This is a genomic window from Candidatus Hydrogenedens sp., assembly GCA_035361075.1.
Taxonomy (GTDB): domain Bacteria; phylum Hydrogenedentota; class Hydrogenedentia; order Hydrogenedentales; family Hydrogenedentaceae; genus Hydrogenedens.
In genome coordinates this window covers 11950-33044 of the sequence record DAOSBX010000029.1, presented here as the reverse complement: position 1 = coordinate 33044, position 21095 = coordinate 11950, and the positions used below count along the sequence as shown (strand labels likewise).

16 protein-coding genes are annotated in these 21095 nt (G+C 37.5%); 10 read left to right on the top strand and 6 right to left on the bottom strand.

Annotation, left to right across the window (positions count from 1 at the left end; all coding sequences use genetic code 11):
* Window positions 1-11 precede the first annotated feature (11 nt).
* The 10 genes from purM (at window position 12) to ahcY (ending at window position 14639) form a co-directional block, all read left to right on the top strand.
* Window positions 12-1082, top strand: coding sequence for a phosphoribosylformylglycinamidine cyclo-ligase (purM, locus tag PLJ10_09615; GenBank protein ID HOK09906.1), 1071 nt, complete (start codon window positions 12-14; stop codon window positions 1080-1082).
* Window positions 1066-4029, top strand: coding sequence for an AIR synthase-related protein (locus PLJ10_09610; protein ID HOK09905.1), 2964 nt, complete (start codon window positions 1066-1068; stop codon window positions 4027-4029). The genes purM and PLJ10_09610 overlap by 17 nt, the downstream gene beginning before the upstream one ends.
* Before the next feature lie 9 nt (window positions 4030-4038).
* Window positions 4039-4824 carry a phosphoribosylformylglycinamidine synthase I gene (gene purQ, locus PLJ10_09605; protein HOK09904.1) on the top strand — a complete coding sequence of 262 codons (786 nt, stop codon included), beginning with the start codon at window positions 4039-4041 and terminating at the stop codon, window positions 4822-4824.
* A 35-nt stretch (window positions 4825-4859) separates the two neighbouring features.
* Window positions 4860-6029: a ribonuclease D gene (locus PLJ10_09600; GenBank protein HOK09903.1), complete on the top strand. Its 1170-nt coding sequence runs from the start codon at window positions 4860-4862 to the stop codon at window positions 6027-6029.
* 40 nt (window positions 6030-6069) lie between these two features.
* On the top strand, window positions 6070-7596 hold the full coding sequence (locus PLJ10_09595) for a hypothetical protein (GenBank protein ID HOK09902.1): 1527 nt from the start codon (window positions 6070-6072) through the stop codon (window positions 7594-7596).
* A 28-nt stretch (window positions 7597-7624) separates the two neighbouring features.
* Window positions 7625-9361, top strand: a complete 1737-nt coding sequence (locus PLJ10_09590; protein ID HOK09901.1) for a CehA/McbA family metallohydrolase — start codon at window positions 7625-7627, stop codon at window positions 9359-9361.
* Window positions 9362-9467: 106 nt separating this feature from the next.
* Window positions 9468-10286: a thiazole synthase gene (locus tag PLJ10_09585; protein ID HOK09900.1), complete on the top strand. Its 819-nt coding sequence runs from the start codon at window positions 9468-9470 to the stop codon at window positions 10284-10286.
* 24 nt (window positions 10287-10310) lie between these two features.
* Complete coding sequence (gene thiH / locus PLJ10_09580; protein ID HOK09899.1) at window positions 10311-11465, top strand: 2-iminoacetate synthase ThiH; 1155 nt, start codon at window positions 10311-10313, stop codon at window positions 11463-11465.
* Between the two features lie 20 nt (window positions 11466-11485).
* The gene (locus PLJ10_09575; protein ID HOK09898.1) at window positions 11486-13090 is read left to right on the top strand and encodes an ADP-ribosylglycohydrolase family protein; all 1605 of its coding nucleotides are present in this window, start codon (window positions 11486-11488) and stop codon (window positions 13088-13090) included.
* Between the two features lie 91 nt (window positions 13091-13181).
* Window positions 13182-14639 carry an adenosylhomocysteinase gene (ahcY, locus tag PLJ10_09570; GenBank protein HOK09897.1) on the top strand — a complete coding sequence of 486 codons (1458 nt, stop codon included), beginning with the start codon at window positions 13182-13184 and terminating at the stop codon, window positions 14637-14639.
* 229 nt (window positions 14640-14868) lie between these two features.
* Here ahcY and glmS read toward each other — a convergent pair whose 3' ends face one another.
* The 6 genes from glmS to PLJ10_09540 all read right to left on the bottom strand — a co-directional run bounded on the left by glmS (window position 14869) and on the right by PLJ10_09540 (window position 21072).
* Window positions 14869-16704, bottom strand: a complete 1836-nt coding sequence (glmS, locus tag PLJ10_09565) for a glutamine--fructose-6-phosphate transaminase (isomerizing) (protein HOK09896.1) — start codon at window positions 16702-16704, stop codon at window positions 14869-14871.
* A 72-nt stretch (window positions 16705-16776) separates the two neighbouring features.
* Window positions 16777-17817 (bottom strand): ketose-bisphosphate aldolase, encoded by a 1041-nt coding sequence (locus PLJ10_09560; protein ID HOK09895.1) that lies wholly within the window; start codon window positions 17815-17817, stop codon window positions 16777-16779.
* A 137-nt stretch (window positions 17818-17954) separates the two neighbouring features.
* On the bottom strand, window positions 17955-18653 hold the full coding sequence (locus PLJ10_09555) for an endonuclease III domain-containing protein (protein HOK09894.1): 699 nt from the start codon (window positions 18651-18653) through the stop codon (window positions 17955-17957).
* Window positions 18650-19546, bottom strand: a complete 897-nt coding sequence (locus tag PLJ10_09550; GenBank protein HOK09893.1) for a homocysteine S-methyltransferase family protein — start codon at window positions 19544-19546, stop codon at window positions 18650-18652. The genes PLJ10_09555 and PLJ10_09550 overlap by 4 nt, the downstream gene beginning before the upstream one ends.
* A complete protein-coding gene (locus tag PLJ10_09545) occupies window positions 19546-20385 on the bottom strand; it encodes a DUF169 domain-containing protein (protein ID HOK09892.1) in 840 nt (279 codons plus the stop codon). Before PLJ10_09545 ends, PLJ10_09550 begins: the two co-directional genes overlap by 1 nt.
* A gap of 9 nt (window positions 20386-20394) precedes the next feature.
* On the bottom strand, window positions 20395-21072 hold the full coding sequence (locus tag PLJ10_09540) for a corrinoid protein (protein HOK09891.1): 678 nt from the start codon (window positions 21070-21072) through the stop codon (window positions 20395-20397).
* Between the last annotated feature and the right edge of the window lie 23 nt (window positions 21073-21095).

Genomic DNA, 21095 nt, shown 5'->3' with positions numbered 1-21095 from the left:
AGGAATAATTTATGGACGACGAAACACGAAAATTAAGTTATAAAGACGCAGGCGTTAATATTGACGCTGCGAATGAAGCAGTTAGCGAAATTAAAGAATTAGTTAAAAGGACGTTCAACGACCAAGTCTTATATAACATAGGATTATTTGGTGGACTTTTCCAACCTGACTTACAAGGTATTGAAGAACCTGTTCTCGTTTCAAGTATTGACGGAGTAGGAACAAAACTAAAATTAGCGATTATGGCAAATAAACATGATACAGTGGGAATTGACCTCGTCTCCCATTGCGTAAACGACATTTTAGTTCAAGGTGCAAAACCTCTCTTTTTTCTTGATTATATTGCCATGGGCAAATTAAATCCTTCGACAATTATTGAGGTTGTACGTGGGCTCACATTAGGTTGCGGTCAGGCTGGTTGTGCTCTCATCGGAGGAGAGACTGCAGAAATGCCTGATGTATATAAACCAGAAGAGTATGACCTTGTAGGAACTATTGTTGGAATTGTAGACCGTAAAAAAATCGTTGATGGCTCACATATTCAATCTGGCGATGTTATACTCGGACTTGCTTCTTCAGGGTTACACACAAACGGATACACCCTCGCACGTAAAATATGTTTTGAAGTAGCAAAATTAAAATTAGAAGATACATTTCCAGGAACAAATCAATCCGTATACGATACTTTAATGGCTCCTCATCTCTGCTACTCAAAGATTATGCAAATAGTCATGAAGTTAGCAGACGTTCGTGGTATGGCTCATATTACAGGAGGGGGTATTACAGAAAATCTACCGCGAATTCTACCTGAAAATATAGGTGCGGAAATTAACCTTGGTAGTTGGGAAGTGCCATACCTATTCCGCTTCTTAAAAGAAACTGGAAATGTAGATGATGAAGAAATGTTGCGTGTTTTTAATATGGGGCTTGGTTTACTATTTATCATTCCAGAAGAACATCTACCCAAAGTATTGAAAGCATTCGAACAAGCAGGTGTAACTGTACATATTGTAGGAAAAATAATCAATGGCGAAAGGAAAGTGTATTATAAAGGGAATTTAAAATATGCTCAACCGAATTGAAGTCTCTGTTCGACCGGAACTGACGGACCCTATCGGTAAAAGTTTATGTTCACAAATAAAAGACGATTTAGCCATTACCTGTAATTCTATTCGTGTGGTTGATGTATATACAATCATGGCAAATCTCACAGAACATGAACTAATAAAAATAGCAAATGAATTATTTACCGATTCTGTAATACAAATTTCATCAATAAATAAGCATATTCTCTTCTCCCATGAATACCAACATGTTGTTGAGGTTGGATTTCGCCCTGGAGTTACGGACAATGTTGGTAAAAGTGCACGAGAGGGAATTCAGGATACCATTTCTCGCGATTTAAAATCGGATGAACTTGTTTTCAAATCAACAATGTATTGGTTTGCAGGTTTATCTAAAGACCTTTGTTCAAAAATTGCGAGAGAACTTCTTGCAAATGAACTTATCCAACACTGGTGTGTGCTATCTCTAAATGAACTTTCAACAAAAGATGACCTTTTTTTATTACCACCTCCTATTGTAAAGGAAAAAACGGAAAGCATTGTAGAAACCATTTCTTTAGATTTGGACGATAAAGGATTGGTTGAATTAAGCCAAAAAAGATTATTAGCCCTTGACCTACGTGAAATGAAAGCCATTAAAGACTATTATCAGAATCCAGAAACGAAGAACCATAGGAAAAAGCATAATTTACCTGATTGTCCAACTGATATTGAATTAGAAATTTTGGCACAAACATGGTCTGAACACTGCAAACATAAAATATTTAATGCAGAGATTAACTTCGAAAATGATAATGAGACCCAAAAAATCAATAGTCTATTCAAAACATATATAAAATCTGTTACAGAAAAACTCCAATCCGAAATTAATTGGCTGGTAAGTGTTTTCCACGATAATGCAGGTCTTATACGATTTGATGATAATCATCTTATTTCAATGAAAGTCGAAACACATAATAGCCCTTCAGCACTTGACCCTTATGGTGGTGCTATTACAGGTATTGTTGGTGTAAATCGTGATATTTTAGGTGCTGGTTTAGGTTGCCGTTGTATTTTCAATACAGATGTATTTTGTTTTGCATCACCTTTCTATGAAGGGAAAATTCCAGAACGATTATTCCATCCACGAAGAGTGCTCCGTGGCGTTCATGCTGGTGTGAGAGACGGAGGCAATCAAAGTGGTATACCCACAGTTAATGGAGCAATTGTGTTTCATGAACGTTTTTTAGGGAAACCTTTAGTCTTCTGTGGCACAGGTGGAATAATCCCTAATAAGATTAATGGGAAACCCAGCCATGAGAAACAAGCACGCAGTGGCGACCTGATTGTTATGCTTGGCGGAAGAATAGGCAAAGACGGAATACACGGTGCTACTTTCTCATCGGAAGAGCTCCATGAAGGTTCCCCAGTCACAGCCGTCCAAATAGGCGACCCCATTACGCAGAAGAAACTTTCGGACTTCCTTTTTGAGGCAAGGGATCGGTCTTTATACAATGCAGTTACCGATGACGGTGCAGGTGGCTTATCTTCAAGTATTGGAGAAATGGCAAGAATTCCAGGAGGTGCAAATGTTTATTTAGACCGAGCACCTCTTAAATATGCTGGGCTTGCACCATGGGAGATTTTTCTATCTGAATCACAAGAACGAATGACTCTCGCAGTACCACCTGAACACATTGATGAATTTCTCGAACTTGCAAAGCGTAGAGACGTAGAGGCAACGGTTCTCGGTAAATTTACAGATTCTGGATATCTTAACTGTTATTACAATAATAAATTAATTGCCTCTTTATCTATGCATTTCCTCCATGAGGGTGTCCCTACAATGCAGTTAAGAGCAAAACTTACACCTTCACCATCAAAAAGATTTAATATCCCCAAAAAATTGGATTTAACTGATGACCTAAAAAAGGTATTAGGTAGTTTAAATGTATGTAGTAAAGAATCCTTTGTGCGGATGTATGACCATGAGGTACAGGCACAAACCATATTAAAACCATTTCAAGGTGCAACTTACGATGGACCTGGCGATGCCTCTGTCATACGACCAGTATATGACTCCAATCGTGGACTTGCAGTCGCATGCGGTATTTGCCCCAAATACAGTGACCTCGATTGTTATCAAATGTCTGCGAATGCTGTGGATGAAGCTGTTAGAAATCTTGTTGCAGTAGGAGTGCAATTAGGAGATATTGCGGGTTTAGACAATTTCTGTTGGCCTGACCCTGTAGAAAGTGAAAAAACTCCTGATGGTGCCCATAAATTAGCCCAATTAGTCCTAACATGCCAAGGACTATACGATACATGTGTTACATACAAAATCCCGCTTATTAGCGGTAAAGATAGTATGAAAAACGACTATAAGATTGGCAATATAAAAATTTCAATACCTCCCACATTACTTTTCACAGCTATCGGTTTTATAAATGATATTCAGCAAACAATGACGATGGATGTAAAACAACCCGGTGATAGAATCTATCTTATTGGTAAAACTGTTGAGGCACTCGGCGGAAGTGAATGGGCAGTATTAAATAATATCGAGGGTGGAACTGTTCCAATCGTTACACCTACAGAAGCTGTAATACAATATACACGAATCCATGAGGCTATTAAACAAGGGTTAATTTCCTCATGCCATGACTGTTCCGATGGAGGACTTGCAGTCACCTTAGCGGAAAGTGCATTTGCTGGTGCTCTTGGTATGGAAATAAACATACAACCACTACAAATTGAAGATGATATAGTCTCCCTATTTAGTGAAACACCCTGCCGACATATTGTCTCTGTCCCAGAACATAAAGAGAACGCATTTTTAAAATTAATGAACGATGTAAATATTTATTATCTTGGTAACGTTACCTCTGCCCCTGATTTTACTATAAATGGATATACTGGACATCCAGTTATACACACTACCATTTACGAACTTAAAGAGGCATGGCAAAAAACATTGCGTATTTAAGGATATACTATGGTTAAGGTTCTTGTACTAACAGGTTTTGGTATTAATTGTGAACGCGAAACGGCATACGCTTTCCAAAAAGCAGGTGCTGAACCATTACTTATTCATTTAAATGACCTTATTGAAAAACCAGATTATCTCGAATCTTCAAAGATCTTCGCTATCCCTGGGGGGTTCTCCTTCGGCGACGACGTCGCCTCTGGAAGAATCCTTGCAAATAGAATCCGCTACCGATTGGAAAAACCACTCCAAAAATTTATTAATGATGGAAAATTAATAATTGGAATCTGTAATGGCTTTCAAGTCATGGTAAAAATGGGAATTCTTCCCTTATTCGATGGCGAATTTAAACAATTAGTCACATTAACCCACAACAATTCTGGCCGTTTTGAAGACCGATGGGTACATCTAAAAATAAATCCCCATTCACCTTGTGTATGGACAAAAGACATAAACCAATTAGATTTACCTGTGCGACACGGAGAAGGAAAGTTTTTAACCAAAGACCCACTTGTTTTGGAAAAATTACACAAGCAAAACCAAATTGTATTACAATACATGAAGCCAGATGGAACACTTGCAAACAATGAGTATCCAAGCAATCCTAATGGTTCTATCAATGATATTGCTGGGATATGTAACCCTAACGGTAGAATTTTTGGGCTTATGCCACATCCAGAAGGGTTCTGGGACTCAAAATTACATCCTCTCTGGAACCGCATTAAATTGGAAGGTTCTGGAGATGGGTTGAAAATATTTGAAAATGGAATCGCTTATGCAAAAAAGAATTTGTAAACTATCTACAATTAAATAATATTGATACGTGTTATATGCCTCATAAAAATATTGATTTTGTAATTAACAATTATAATCTTATTCAGACACGAAAAGACTGGGAAAAAGTATTAAAAATATTAAGTAATGAACCTAAAATCGCTTTAGACCTTGAAGCTAATTCCATTTATGAATACCCTGGTGAAATTTGTCTAATTCAAATATCAGTAAGGGGTTATGATTTTCTCCTTGACCCATTAGCAAATTTTGACTTTTCCGAATTAGGAACGTTATTAGCCAATCCCAATATTGAAAAAATCTTTCATGCTTGTGAATACGACCTTCGTCTTCTCTGGACACAATACCGCTGGGAAGTAAAAAACCTTTTTGACACGATGTGGGCTGGCAAACTCTTAGGTTATAAGCACTTAGGACTCGTTTTTCTCCTTCACTCCATTCTAAACATTAATCATGACAAAAAATATCAAAAATCAGACTGGAAAAAAAGACCTTTATCAGAACAACAATTAAGTTATGCTTATCGTGATTCTCACTACTTAATTCCATTAGAAGAAATAATGAAAGAAAAACTAATAGAAAAGGGATTATGGGAAGAAGCAAAGGAAATTTTTGAAGAATTACCCCATGAATTTTCTAAAGATGAAGATGCCTCTCAATTTCTTAATTTACTTGGCAATAGGAATCTCCCAGAAAAAAACATAAAAGCCCTTAAGGCTCTTTACTACTACCGAAAAACGCTTGCTGAAAAAATCCACATTCAACCTAATAAACTCATCTCAAATCGTTGTTTGATTAACATATCACGGTCGTTACCAACTTCATTAGAGAAATTGGAAAAAATTCAAGGTGCACAATCTATCTCAAAACATATTAACAAACAAGAATTAATCAAAATAATTGGGGAAGCACTTATAAATAAAGAACCTATTAATATTTCACATAGAAAAAATAACGACCCACGAGTAAAAAACAGGGTTTCTCTGCTTATGAAATGGCGAAGAAATTTAGCCACTTCTCGGAATCTTGATTCGGATGTTGTATTAACAAAAAATAAAATATCTATCCTCGCCCATGCAGGACCTAAAACCCATTCTGACCTCATAAAATTAAAAATTTTAGGACCTGTTCGCCTGAAAATGTATGGGGAACAAATTTTAAATATATTGAAGATATCTGACGATTTTTTTGATAAGAAAAATACATAATAAAATATATTATTATTTATTTTATTGAAGGAAGATAAAAATGGACAATAACATTAACTCCCTGATAAAGATTGATTTGTTTTATTTATTTGTTATTTTATCTATCCTTTTATTATCTTTAACAACTCTTATCCCTTCCACTTCCTATACAGATGAACCTGCCTTACCTAAAGGATTATCATCCTCTTCAGAATCAACGAATCATAATGAACCTCCTTTACCTGCAGGTTTAAACAATACGTTACCTTCAAATGAACCTCAATTACCACAAGGATTAGAATCTACTCCATCAAACGAACCGCAACTACCCGCAGGTCTTGAACAAGCCCCGACTCCAGACCAACCAAAAACAGAGAAAGCAAAACAAGAGAAAAAGAAACCATTAGGTATTGACATAAAAGGCTTTTTGGACAACCGAATTGGCACTCGCTATCGAGAAGACAAACAACAATCCAAAGACTTAATTCTTGGTGAATCTCGGTTACAACTTAAAGCTGAAAAATTTTGGGACAAAATTGAGATAGAAACTACAGGTGACTTTTATGGTGACCTTGTTGAAGAAGAACTCAATTTTGACCTACGCCAAGCAAGAATATCATGGACAATCACATCGTTTTTAGATATTCGGTTAGGAAGACAAATCTTAACATGGGGTACGGGAGATATGCTTTTCATTAATGACCTGTTCCCCAAAGACTGGAACTCCTACTTTGTTGGAAGAGAACAAGAATATTTGAAAGCCCCATCTGATTCCATCAAATTGGGCTTATATCCCGAATGGTTCAATTTTGAAATTGTTTATACTCCACGATTTACTCCTGACAGATATATTACAGGCGACCCCATTACGTTCTGGAATCCATTATTCAACAGTCTTCAGGGTGAGGATAACGAAGTGCGTATTGACCATCCAGGCGACTGGTTCCATGATGATGAGTGGGCTTTTCGTGCCTACCGCAAAATAAACACATTTGAATTGGCATTTTACAGTTATTCTGGTAGATGGAAAAGTCCTGGCGGTCAAAAACTATATCCACCATTACAGGCATTCTTCCCTAAACTAAATGTTTATGGAACCAGTCTTCGTGGTCCTGTATGGAAAGGGATTCTCTCCATTGAAATGGGTTATTACGATTCTAAAGAAGATAGAGATGGTAATAGCCCATTTATAAACAATTCCGAATTCCGATTCCTTGTCGGGTATGAACAAGAACTGACTAAAGATTTTACAGGCGGTTTGCAGATTTATCTTGAACACATGTTAGATTATGACGAATATAAAGAAGCACAACCTTTCTGGGTTCATAACAAAGACCAGGACCGTTTAGTCACCACAATACGGCTCACACGTCAATTATTAAATCAAAACCTTATCCTTTCATGGTTCATGTATTACTCACCAACTGACCAGGACTCATATTTACGACCGAATATACGTTATAAAATCAATGACAATTGGTGGGTCGAAGGAGGTGCTAATATTTTTATTGGAAACGAGCCATACACATTTTTTGGGCAATTTATGGAAAATTCAAATATTTATATAGGTGCACGTTGCTATTTCTAACATATAGAAACCAAATAGGACATAATTAATGATAGTGAAATTAAAAAAGTTGTTTTTAGTTATTACCATAACTGTTACCTTAATTTTAATCACCCAAAATACGTATGCCAAGAAAAAAACTCCTAAAAAAGAGACTCCCTCTCAAAAACCTACGGTCACTCACCAATTTGAGAATCAGACATATAACACGTATTCTGGGCCTACAGGCACATTAGACATCGATGTAACAGATGCAGTTGGAAAATATTGGGGTGCTCGTATTGACTTGCTTGAATTAGAGACAGGAAAACGATATCGTTTTGACTTTCCAGAGGGAAAAGGAGAACAGAACGTTCCTATAGGGCAATTTCGCGCCTATATATTCGCCTACGACAATGGCGTTCCTGTCATGGTTCAGATAAAAGACATTACAATTAAAGAAAACCAACCTGTTTTTTTACCTATAACTCTATTAGAGGGAACAACAGGACCTCTCGTCCTTAGAGATTTCGATGGTGATTGTGACCTTGTTCTTGATAGAGTAGAAATTGAAGCAGGAACCGACCCATATAATCCATTGGATATCCCAGGTAAAAAGACGATTCCTATAAATGATAAAGTTCTTAATGACAAGCCAGGATGGTATAAAGGGGAACTATGTGCCTTTTCCAAATATAGTATCGGTTCTGAATCAGTAGGCGAACTCATTAAAAGGGCGGAAAAAGAGAATCTCGATTTCTTAGCCATTACCGACATAAATACACTAAAATCTATTGAAGACCCAGAATATAAATCTGAGAAGATTGTCCTCATTCCAGCAATGAAATGGGGTAATGACAAAATGGGTTATGCACTTGTGTACTGTCCACGAACCCCCCTCGATATACCATCAACTATCCCTGAAGCACAAGGGGAATGTATCCGTGTCCAGGCTCAAGGTGGCATTTTCGCAATTGCACATCCATGTTTCCCAACAGGATTTTGGCAATGGGGATTAAATTATGTAAACGCCATCCAGGTCTGGTGTAGAGAGTGGAGAGCCATTCCCCCATTAACAATGGATAAATTAGATGACTGGATTAAAGAAAAAAAGGATGGCAAATTTATTTATTCACTTGCCGCGGCAGTAAATGAGTCTAACATTGCTAATGTTTCTGCTAATATTCAGGCAGCCCGTTTCTGGGACTATGAAATAGCAAGAGGTGCTATGATATGCGGTATTGCTGGAAGTCATTCATCAAACCCATCTGTGCCTTTAGGAAGACCTATAACCTATGTTCGAGCTGAAAAAAAATCGTTGTCCGCTATTCTTGATGGTATTCGTCTCGGCAGAACCTATGTTTCTTCTGGACCCAATGGTCCAAAACTCAGTTTTGTTGCGGATTCATTAGCAGACAATAAAATTGATGTATCTATTGGTGGCATTGTCCCATTAGGTATTGACATACGATTTGAAGCGATTGTTACAAATGCTAAAGGAAAAAAATTAGAGGTCATATTTAACGGTAGACCAATTGTAACAAAAATAGTTGAAAGTGATAATTTTACACTTAGATTCACAGATAAACCTACAAGAAGTGGTGCATATAGATTAAGAATTATAGGCCCACCTGAAAAACAAAAAGGATTTGGCGATGTGGAAGTATATGCTATGACAAGCCCAATCTATGCTCAAGACATTACTCCTGAGATACTCTGGCGTTTGCCTAAGTTTGACCCCAAAAAAGCATGGATAGAAATCAAACCCAGCGAAGAAGGCTCGTATCTTAACTTGCCTGAAAACTAACCCGTTAACATCCTCATTTTTGATAAAATATAATACATCAATCGAAATGAGATTAAACCATTCTTTGTTATATCTAATAACTTAATTATTCCAAAAGGCATATCAAATGGAAGAAATAAATAATACATATTTATTTGATGACCCGCTAATTATTGCCGGAAGAAAATTTAAATCCCGTCTTTTAATTGGCACTGGCAAATTTCCATCAGCAGAAGCATTACAAAAAACAATAAAGGCTTCAGGCACAGAAATTGTAACAGTAGCACTTAGGCGAGTAGACCTAAAAAAACCAGAAAATGACAGTATCCTTTCTGTCCTCAACCCCAAAGAGATTCTTATTTTACCCAATACCAGTGGAGCCAGAACCGCAGAAGAAGCATTAAAATTAGCACGCATAGCCCGCTCTGCAGGATTAGAGCCATGGGTAAAATTAGAACTGACACCAGAACCCAGATATTTACTACCTGACCCCATCGAGACACTTAAAGCGGCAGAATTATTAATTAAGGATGGTTTTACAGTTCTTCCTTACATTCAGGCAGACCCCATACTTGCTAAAAAATTAGAAGAATTAGGCACAGCAACAGTTATGCCTTTAGGTTCTCCCATCGGTAGCAATAAGGGATTAAAAACAAAAGAACTGATAAAGATTATTATAGAGCAATCTAATGTTCCCGTTGTTGTAGATGCAGGATTAGGAGCACCTTCTCATTCTGCAGAAGCAATGGAAATGGGTGCAGATGCAGTTCTCGTTAATACCGCTCTTGCAGACGCACAAGACCATGAAAAAATGGCAACTGCTTTCCGTTTAGCCACGGAAGCAGGTCGATTAGCATTCCGTGCTGGGTTAGGCCCTCAACGTGATACCGCCGAGGCTTCTTCTCCATTAACAGGTTTCTTGTTTAACTCTAAAAATAAATCTTAATAACGATATAAAATGATTGATTATATGAAACCTTACTCTTTTTCAGACATTCTCAACAAGTGGAGTTCAGACCTTATTCAGGAAATATATGAAGGAATTAATGAAGATAAGATTTTACATGCGTTAGAGAACGATTCTTTATCCATTGAGGATTTAATTGCACTTCTTTCTCCTAAAGCAGTTCCCTTCCTTGAAAAAATGGCTCAAAAGGCAAATCAACTTACACGCTGGCATTTTGGAAGAACCATATCTTTATACACTCCTATTTATCTTTCGAATCTTTGTGCATCTGATTGTGTATATTGCTATTTTGCTTCACACTCAGGTATTCGAGAAAAACGAGTTACATTAACAGAAGAACAAATACGCGAAGAATGCATTGAATTAAGTAAAAAAGGAATTCAGACCGTATTACTCCTTACAGGTGATGCACCTAATCGTGTTCCAGTTGAATATATAGAGCAAGCAGTACGTATCGCAAAAGAATATTTCAAATCTGTCAATGTCGAAGTATATTCCATGGATGAGGCACATTATGCCCAATTGGCACATGCTGGAACAGAAGGTGTTACTTTATATATGGAAACTTACGATAAAGACACATACGATAAAGTTCACCTGTCTGGGAAGAAAAAGGATTATCTATACCGTCTCGATGCTCTTGAAAGAGCTGGGAGAACTGGTATCCGTCGGCTTACGTGCGGTGTTCTATTAGGACTCAGTGACTGGCGTTTCGATGTTGTTTGGCTTGCACTACACGCCAAATATTTAGAAAAGACATGCTGGCAAAGCGTCATTTCGCTTTCCTTCCCAAGGCTTAAACATACTCCTCCTCGTTTTAAGGTGCCACATTTAGTAAACCTCGAAAAATTAGTTCAAATTATTACTGCGATGCGACTCTTCCTGCCTTATTCTCCTTTTAACTTAAGCACTCGTGAAAGTGCGGAAGTGCGGGACCACTTAATTCCTTTAGGCATTACTTCAATGAGTGCTGGGTCATCAACCCGTCCCGGAGGTTATAAAGTATATCAGGATACTACTACTTCACAGCGTCCAGTATTAGAACAATTTGAAATTGATGACCACAGAACTGTGGAAGAAGTTGTATCTGCCATTAAAGCCCAGGGGTATGACCCTGTATGGGTTGACTTTGAACCTGGTTTTATTAAATCATTATAAGAAACAGAAGGAGGCTCAAAATGAAAAGATATGTTATTCTCATTATCCCTCTCACCTTAGCTTTTACAATAGGTGCTCAAACAATAAACCCATCAGAATTTAGGGAACTTTCCCGAGAAAAATACATTGACAAATGTAAAGGGGCTTGGTTAGGGCAAATGATAGGCGTTACTTATGGAGATAAGTATGAATTTCGTTCCAATGGAATTCCTATCCTCGAACCTTTGGATGAATGGACATCTGAAGCATTAGAACGAACCTTTGAACAAGATGATTTATATGTAGAAATGACATTCTTGGAAGCCATTGAAAAGTATGGCATTAACATCTCATTCGAACAGGCAGGGAAAGCCTTCGCTGAGTCTAAATATCCGCTATGGCATGCCAACAGAGTAGGTAGAGAGAATGTAAGAAAGGGTATTATGCCTCCTTTATCTGGCCATCCTCGTTTTAATTATCACGCTGATGATATTGACTTTCAGATTGAAAGTGACCTGTTTGGAATTATTACACCTGGTCTATACAAAGAAATGCAACTACTGGGAGAAGTTTTTGGCTCCATCATGAATTACGGTGATGGGCTTTATGCTGGATATTTTATTGCAGGGATGTATTCCTCGGCATTCTTTATTGATGATAATGTTGAAGAAGTGATTCGCATAGGGCTTTCATGTATCCCTCCTGAAAGCACCTATCGCAAATGTATAGAAGATGTTGTAACATCCTATCATCAACATCCAGATGATTGGCTGGAAACATGGAAATATATTGAACACAAATGGCAGGATGATATAGATTGCATTCCAGGGAATTTAGTAAACATTGATGCAAAAATCAATGGAGCCTATGTTGCGATTGGCTTACTCTATGGTAAGGGAGACCTGAAAAAAACGCTTGAAATTACAACCCGTTGCGGTCAGGATGCCGATTGTAATCCTTCATCAGCCGCAGGTGTCTTATGTTGTATGAAAGGTTTTTCCGCTTTAGAACCTGTATGGAAAGAGTACCTGCCAAAAGTTAGTGATAATAAGTTCATTTTTACAAACTACTCATGGAATACACTCATTGATGCATCAGTTCGTGTTGCTGAGCAAATCATTATAAAAGCTGGCGGAAGCATTGAAAACAACTTGTACAAAATCCCTATTCAAGTTCCAACTCCACCACCTACATTAGAACAATGGGTAAATAAAAAAGAAATCCATACCCCACCTATACCATCTGAAGAAGTGGCAAAATGGAACTCTCTATGGAAAGTAAAGTCGTGCAAAAAATCATTGGAAGTAGGTGTCTTTCAAAATAAATTTAATCATGATAACGTGCTTATAATTACTCCGCCAGAAGAAGGTGTTCCCGCCCTTATTGAATACTTATCTGAAATCCCAACAAATGCTAAACAACTATCAATAGAGACATGTGCCCCTCAGAACCAACCTTTCTTACTTCGACTTAGAGTAGATTATCATCCTGTCTTTGAACAGACTATCAATGACACCCAATGGGTAACACTACCAGTAAATGTAGAAAAATGGGCTGGCACTCAACATGTAATAACTATAGAAATCTTTCCTGTAGAGCAGAAAAGTAACATAACTGCCTGCTTTGGAAATATTACATTTCAATAATTACAAACGTGAAAGAGCCACCTTAAATCGTTTAAAATATATAGATAATTAACAAAATAACGAAAACCTCTCACTAAAAAGGAGTTGAAATATGGCAGTTGCTCCCATAAGTTTTCCAAAAATTCACTCAGGCCTCCCCTACAAAATTAAAGACATTAAATTAGCAGAATTAGGGAGAAAAGAAATTGAATTAGCAGAACATGAAATGCCCGGATTAATGGCTCTCCGTGAACGATATGCTACAAAACAGCCATTAAAAGGTGCTCGTATCATGGGTTCTCTTCACATGACCATTGAAACCGCTGTATTAATTGAAACACTTAAAATATTAGGAGCAGATGTTCGCTGGGCTTCTTGCAATATATTCTCTACACAAGACCAGGCTGCTGCCGCTATTGTTGCATCAGGAACTCCTGTCTTCGCATGGAAAGGGGAATCATTAGAAGAATACTGGTGGTGTACCTATCAAGCCATGTGCTTCCCTAACGGTGAAACACCTAATATGATAGTAGATGACGGTGGCGATGCTACGCTACTCATTCATCGTGGATATGAATTAGAAGAACATGTCCGTAAAACTGGAAAGCTTCCTCCTATCAGTGATGGACATAAAGAACTACAAATTGTAGATAGTCTACTTCACCAGATTTATCAAGAAGACCCTGACCGCTGGCATCGCACAGTCGAAAATTGGATTGGCGTATCAGAAGAAACTACCACTGGTGTCCATCGGCTCTATCAAATGATGAAAGAAGGCAAACTGCTCACTCGTGCCATGAACGTCAATGACTCCGTTACAAAATCAAAGTTTGATAACCTCTACGGTTGTAGGGAATCTTTAGGCGACGGGATTAAAAGAGCCACCGATGTTATGATTGCTGGGAAAACAGTTGTGGTTGCTGGTTATGGTGATGTTGGCAAAGGTTGTGCCCAAGCAATGAGAGGATTGGGTGCTCGTGTTATCATCACCGAAATTGACCCTATCTGTGCTCTACAGGCAGCAATGGAAGGCTACGAAGTTATGAGAATGGAAGATGCGGCTCCTATTGGCGATATTTTTGTTACTGCGACAGGCTGTTGCGATGTTATTCGTGGTGAACACATGCTCAAAATGAAACACCGAGCTATACTTTGCAATATTGGTCATTTCGATGCAGAAATTGATGTGGATTGGCTCGAAAAACAGGAAAATATCCGTGAAGAAAACATCAAGCCTCAGGTAGACAAGTTTATTTTTCCAGATGGCAAAGAAATCATCCTGCTTGCCCGTGGTAGATTAGTTAATTTAGGCTGTGCAACAGGACATCCCTCCTTTGTAATGTCTAACTCATTTACTAATCAAACTCTCGCCCAAATTGCATTATTTACTGAACCTGAAAAATATGAAAAAGGTAAAGTTTATACACTACCCAAGAAATTAGACGAAGAAGTTGCCAGACTACACCTTGAAAAGATCGGTGTAAAATTAGACCGTCTTACCCAAAAACAAGCCGACTACATCGGTGTACCCATTGACGGACCCTACAAACCCGACCACTATCGTTACTAAATCCTATATTAAAATTTCACACAGTTGTAATACTCTATGCCCTCTATTATTTATTATGAAGCACATAAAGGGTATAAATGAAAAAAGTGTTTTCGTATTTTCTACAAGCAAAATACACAAAAACCATAATTTATTAATATATTTTTAGGTAAGGCGTAATATTAATTATAGAAATAAAAAACGGGCAAATTATTTTAATTTGCCCGTTTTTATTTTTATTTGTTAACTTTTATTCGACGGTAACGCTTTTGGCTAAATTGCGAGGTTGGTCTACATCACAACCACGATTAACTGCTATGTAATAAGCGAAAAGTTGTAATGGAACAGCCACAACTATTGGGCTAAATGGCTCATAACAATCAGGAACATAGATAACATCACGGCTATGAGCAACAATATCATCATCGCCTTCTGTGGCTACACTTATAACCAAACCGCGTCTTGCTTTTATTTCTTGAATATTTGACACCATCTTCTCGTAAGTTTCGCCTTTTACTGCTATACAAATAACGGGGAAGGTCTCGGTTACAAGTGCTATCGGACCATGCTTCATCTCCCCTGCAGCATAACCTTCTGCATGGATATAACTAATTTCTTTCAGTTTCAAGGCACCTTCTAAAGCACTCGGGAAATTGAAATTTCTTCCTAAATAGAAGCAACTTTCTGCGTCTTTATATTCAGGACGATTTGCTAATTCTTTCACCTTTTCATGATTTTTCAAAACATAATCAACCTTTGCAGGAATCGTTCTTAAATGTTCTATCATTTCACGGGCTTGTTGTTTTGTGAGTGTCCCACGAATTTGCCCTAACCATATTGTAAATAATGCAAATGCCATACATTGTGATGTATATGCCTTTGTAGAAGCAACACCAATTTCAGGTCCTGCCTGCTGATAGATAACCCCATGCGATTCACGTGCAACGCTGGAACCGACAACATTAACAATGGATGCGACCTTTGCACCTCGACTTTTGGCAATTCGGATGGCTTCTAAGGTATCGGCAGTTTCGCCTGATTGTGAAACCGCAATTAAAATTGTATTTGGGGGAATAATTGGGTCTCTATAACGGAACTCTGATGCTAAATCTAACTCTACAGGGACACGTGCAAATTTTTCTATGAGGTATTTGCCAACCATTCCTGCATGCCATGCAGTCCCACATGCAACAACATAAATTTTCTGGCAAGCTTTTAACTCTTCTTCAGAAATGTTCATATCTCTTAACTGCACTTTATCAGAACCTTCTTCCACTCGTCCACGAAGCGTGCTTTGAAGAACTTCTGCTTGTTGAAAAATTTCTTTTAACATAAAGTGAGGATAGCCTTCTTTCTCCGCTGCGGAATCATCCCATTCGACATTGTGAACATGAACAGGGATGGGATTTCCATCCACATCCTCTATGCAAATAGTATCCTTCTTTATCTCACAGACATGTCCATTATCAATGTAAATAACTTTTCGGGTATATTTCATAATAGCAGGCACATCCGAAGCGATATATCCTTCTCCATCTCCTATACCTACAATAAGTGGACTGCCGTTCCTTGCAGCTACGAGAACGTCTGGGTTATTCTTGCATATCACACCGATGGCATAAGCACCCCTTAAATCTTTGAGGGCACGTTGAACTGCCTTAAATAAATCACCATCATAGTATTTTCTTACAAGATGAACTATGGTCTCGGTGTCTGTCTGACTCCTGAACTTAACACCCTCTGCTTGTAATTGTTCGCGGAGTTCGTGAAAATTTTCAATAATGCCGTTATGGACAACAGCAATTTCCATGTTCATATCAAAATGTGGATGGGAATTGACTTCCGAGGGCTCTCCATGGGTTGCCCAGCGTGTATGTCCTATACCTAATTGCCCCTTTATTGGGTGTTGTTCCAATTTTGCATCAAGTACTTTGAGTTTCCCGACACTTTTAATAAATTCCAAACCTTTTTCATTTACAACTGCAACACCTGCGGAGTCATAACCACGGTATTCTAATCGGTGCAAACCAGAGAGGATAATTTCTACTGCATTTTTAGGACCTATGTAACCTACAATTCCACACATTTAAAACACTCCTTTATTCAATTTATTTTGATAAAAATATTACTTATAGAAATTCTATGTGAATAAAAAATATTACTTCTTGTAATAAGCTTTCATATCTTCAAGAGTCAATGGCTTATAGTCACCAGCATGACCAGCCTGACCGAAAGCTTTCATTCTCTCAACATATACGTGATATGCCGCTTCACGTGCAGGTCCAAGATATTCTCTGGGGTCAAATTTTTCTGGCTGTTCCCAAAATACCTTACGAATAGCACCAGTTATCGCAAGACGACTATCAGTATCTACATTTACTTTGCGGACTCCATTCTCAATACCTTTTTTAATCTCTTCTAATGGAATACCTTGTGTGTCTGGCATTTTACCACCATATTTGTTGATAATGTCCACTAATTCTTGTGGAACAGAACTGGAGCCATGCATAACCATATGACAATTCGGCATTCTCTTATGAATTTCGATAATACGGTCCATGGCTAACTTCGGTGGTAATACTTTCCCTGTAACGGGGTCTTTTCTGGAGGATTTATAAGCGCCATGACTTGTTCCAATTGCAACTGCAAGAGCATCAACACCTGTTAATTTTACAAATTCTTCTGCCTGTGCAGGGTCTGTTAAATGGGCTTCCACATCTTTATCTGACAAACCTGCTCCATGTCCATCTTCAATTCCACCAAGACAACCCAATTCCGCTTCTACTGTTACACCTAACGGATGGGCTAATTCAATCACCTTTATTGTAATTTCAAGATTACCTTTATAACTATTTGGCGTTTTCCCATCTTCCTTCAATGAACCGTCTATCATTACGGATGTAAAACCAAGTTCAATTGCCTTCTTGCATGTCTCTACACTGTTTCCATGGTCTAAGTGCAATGCTACAGGAATATGTGGATATTCTTCTACTGCCGCTTCCATCAATTTTTTCAGATAAATCATCTTACTATATTTCAATGCACCCCGACTCGCCTGTATTATTACAGGACTATTAGTATCATTTGCAGCCTGCATAATTGCTTGTATTTGCTCCATATTATTCACATTGAAAGCACCAACACCGTAACCACCTTTGGCTGCTTCATCAAGAATTTGTCTCATTGGAACTAATGGCATAACATTTCTCCTTAATTTAATTGTTTATAGTATTATTACTCTTACAGTTTTTATAGATTTACTTTCCGCTAAAACTAATAGGATTATAGACAGGCAGATAAAAGTTGAGTTATTATACCATTTATCGAAAATATAAATCAAACATCATTTTGTAAATTAAAAATAGGATATTTATTTAAAGGACACAGAGAACATTTAGGCACCTTTCGGCAGTAGTCTTTTCCTGTCCATACAATAAGTCCATGATATTCTTTATAAATATAGACATCTTGAGGTAAATATTTATGGAAATAGTTTTGTATCTCACTGTATTTTAATTTTTCGTCGAGAATTCCGTGTCTTGAAAAGATTCGTTTTGTGTATGAATCTACAACAAAGATTCGATGTCCGCAAGCATATAGTAAAATATCATCTGCTGTTTCAGGACCAATACCTTTTATATTTAGCAATTCATTTCTTAGTTCAGATGTATTTTTTTGTTTCATTTTTTCTATTTTTCCATTATATTTGTCAATTAAATAATTGCAAAATATGATGAGCCGTTCTGCTTTTTGTCTGAAGTATCCCGAGGGACGTATAGCTTGTTCCAATTGAGTTCGATTACAATGAATTATTTTATAGGGCTCTAATAAGTTTTCTTTTTTTAAACTCTCAATGGCTTTTTCCACATTAGACCATGCTGTATTTTGGGTTAATATTGCCCCTATGGCTATTTCAAAAGGGGTATCTCCAGGCCACCAGCCTGTTGGTCCATAAAAATCAGATAGGGTATTGTAAATTTCCATTAATGTTGGGTGTTTTATTGTTCTCCTCTTCTTCCTACTACCAGATTTCATATTTGCGATATTCTTTCAACTTCATTCCGTATTGCTCGTATATGTTCTGGTGTGCTTCCACAACATCCGCCAATAATTCTGGCTCCATTTTTATAAAAATCAAAAACATATTTTTTAAAGATTTCTGGTGTTTCTGGATAACGAATTCCTTCATTAGTTAATTGAGGTTGTCCCGCATTGGGATATACTAAAAAGGGTGTTTCTTTTTCATAGGTATACATTTTTTGTAACAAAACATTCATATCCTCAACGCTTAATGTACAATTTACACCAAGAATAGGCACCCCTATTTTTTTCATTTCTTGAATAAACGTTTCGGGCGTTGTTCCCATCATTGTATTAAACCGTTCTCCATCACTACTTCTCTTAAAAGTAAAACTTACAATTATCTCTAAGTTTGTGTTTTCTTTTACAGCATATATTGCACATCGAGCTTCATCTAAATCGGACATTGTTTCTATTGTGCATGCATCAGCCCCTCCTTCTTCTAATGCTATAGCCTGCTCACGAAATGCTTCGTATAATTCATCTTCAGATACATCACCCATTATAATGAACTTTCCACTGGGACCAATAGACGCGAGAACATGATGTTCTTCGCCTACTGCTTTCCTTGTCAGGTAAGCAGATTTTCTATTGAGTTCTTTTGCCTTATTTTCTAAACCATACGATTTTAATTTTATTCGATTTCCGCCGAAACTATTAGTAGAAACCAAATCGGCTCCTGCTTCTTTATAGGAAATGGCAATATCACTTACAATGTCAGGATGGTCTATATTCCATAGTTCAGGACATTCCCCTGCTTGCATACCAGCCTTTATTAATAAAGTTCCCCATCCACCATCACCAACCAACACTTTACCTGCCTTTATTAATGATAAAATACTATCCATTAAGATTCTCCCTCACCAATCCCTTTTCCTTTTGTTAAATGGCTCCATGTTTCTTTTACTAAAAAACTGTTTGGGGCATCCTCTTCTATTTGTAAAAATAATTTCCATGGGAAAGTAATTGTTAAATAGTTATCACCTATCTGCTTTTTTACATTTAATCGAGCAGAAATATCGGTCAGACCAATAACTGCTTTTGGGTCATTATCATCATCGTTTGCATACGCCCAAATACCTATTGTCTGGCATCCTGCTGAATACGGGACAATAACATTATTCATTGTCCTACTACGAAAATTGGCAAGAATTATTAATGCGGACAATTGATGTGGTTCCACTAAAAAGACAACGGTCTTGGGCTGTTCAATATCGGTATTTATTTGAGATAGAGGCTTAAAGATAACATACTCATATGGAATGTCTATTATGGGCAATGACTGAATAAAATTCTGGACTTGTTCTGGTGAAGATAGATACCCTTCTCCATGAAGAAAATCCTGCATAAATTCAGGGGTAACAAAATTTTTAATTTGTTCTGCAACACCTTCACCAATCGGATGTCCTTTATTTCCTGTCGAAAGAAACCTACAAAAACAATCTTCACCTCCTGGAAAGTCTTTATAGCAATTTCCGAAACCAAGTCCAATTCCACCTCCCCAACAACCATAAGTTTCCCGAGAGAATACCGCTGTCTTCCCCTTGGCAGAACTAACGAACCACCACATTACACAACCCCATTTGCCAGGTTTAAATTCGATAGCATGTTCTGGTTTTTGATTTGACCATAATATTGCTACAGGTTCATATTTTAATGATAATAAGCCTGAAAGAATTGTTTCCATAGTATTTTCTTAACATGCTAATCCTAATTTTGCATCGAGATATTCAATACAACCTTGTGGGTCTGGTGAATAGGCATCTGCTCCTATTTTATCACAAAAATCTTGAGTTAATGGTGCACCTCCTACGACAATAGTTACATCAGGCACTTCCGATTTCAGGACTTTAACTGCTTTTTCCATATTAATCATGGTAGTGGTCAACAGTGCACTCATTCCGACAACAGCACCTGGATTTTCTTTTAATGCTCCGAGAAATTTTTCAGGGGCTGTATCAACACCCAAATCAATTACTTTCCAGCCAGCTCCTTCCATCATCATTCGAACAAGGTTTTTACCTATATCATGCAAATCTCCTTGAACTGTACCAATAATAAAAATCCCTTTATGTTTTGCTTCACCTCTTTCAAAGGCACTTTTTAGAAAAGGCATACCTGCATTCATTGCTCGTGCTGACATTAGAACATCTGGCACAAACACTTCATTCAGACTAAACTTTTTGCCAATTACGCTCATGCCTTTCATCAAACCTTCATTTAGAATTTTTACTGCTGGTATCCCTTGTGCCAACGCTTGTTGAACTAATTCTTCTGCTCCATCTTGACCACGCATATCAGGTGGATAAGGAGAATTCTTGTTAACTTTTCCTCTTTCGACACACATTGCAATTTGTTCTAAAATATTACCCATAAGCAATCCCTTCTGTTAAATAT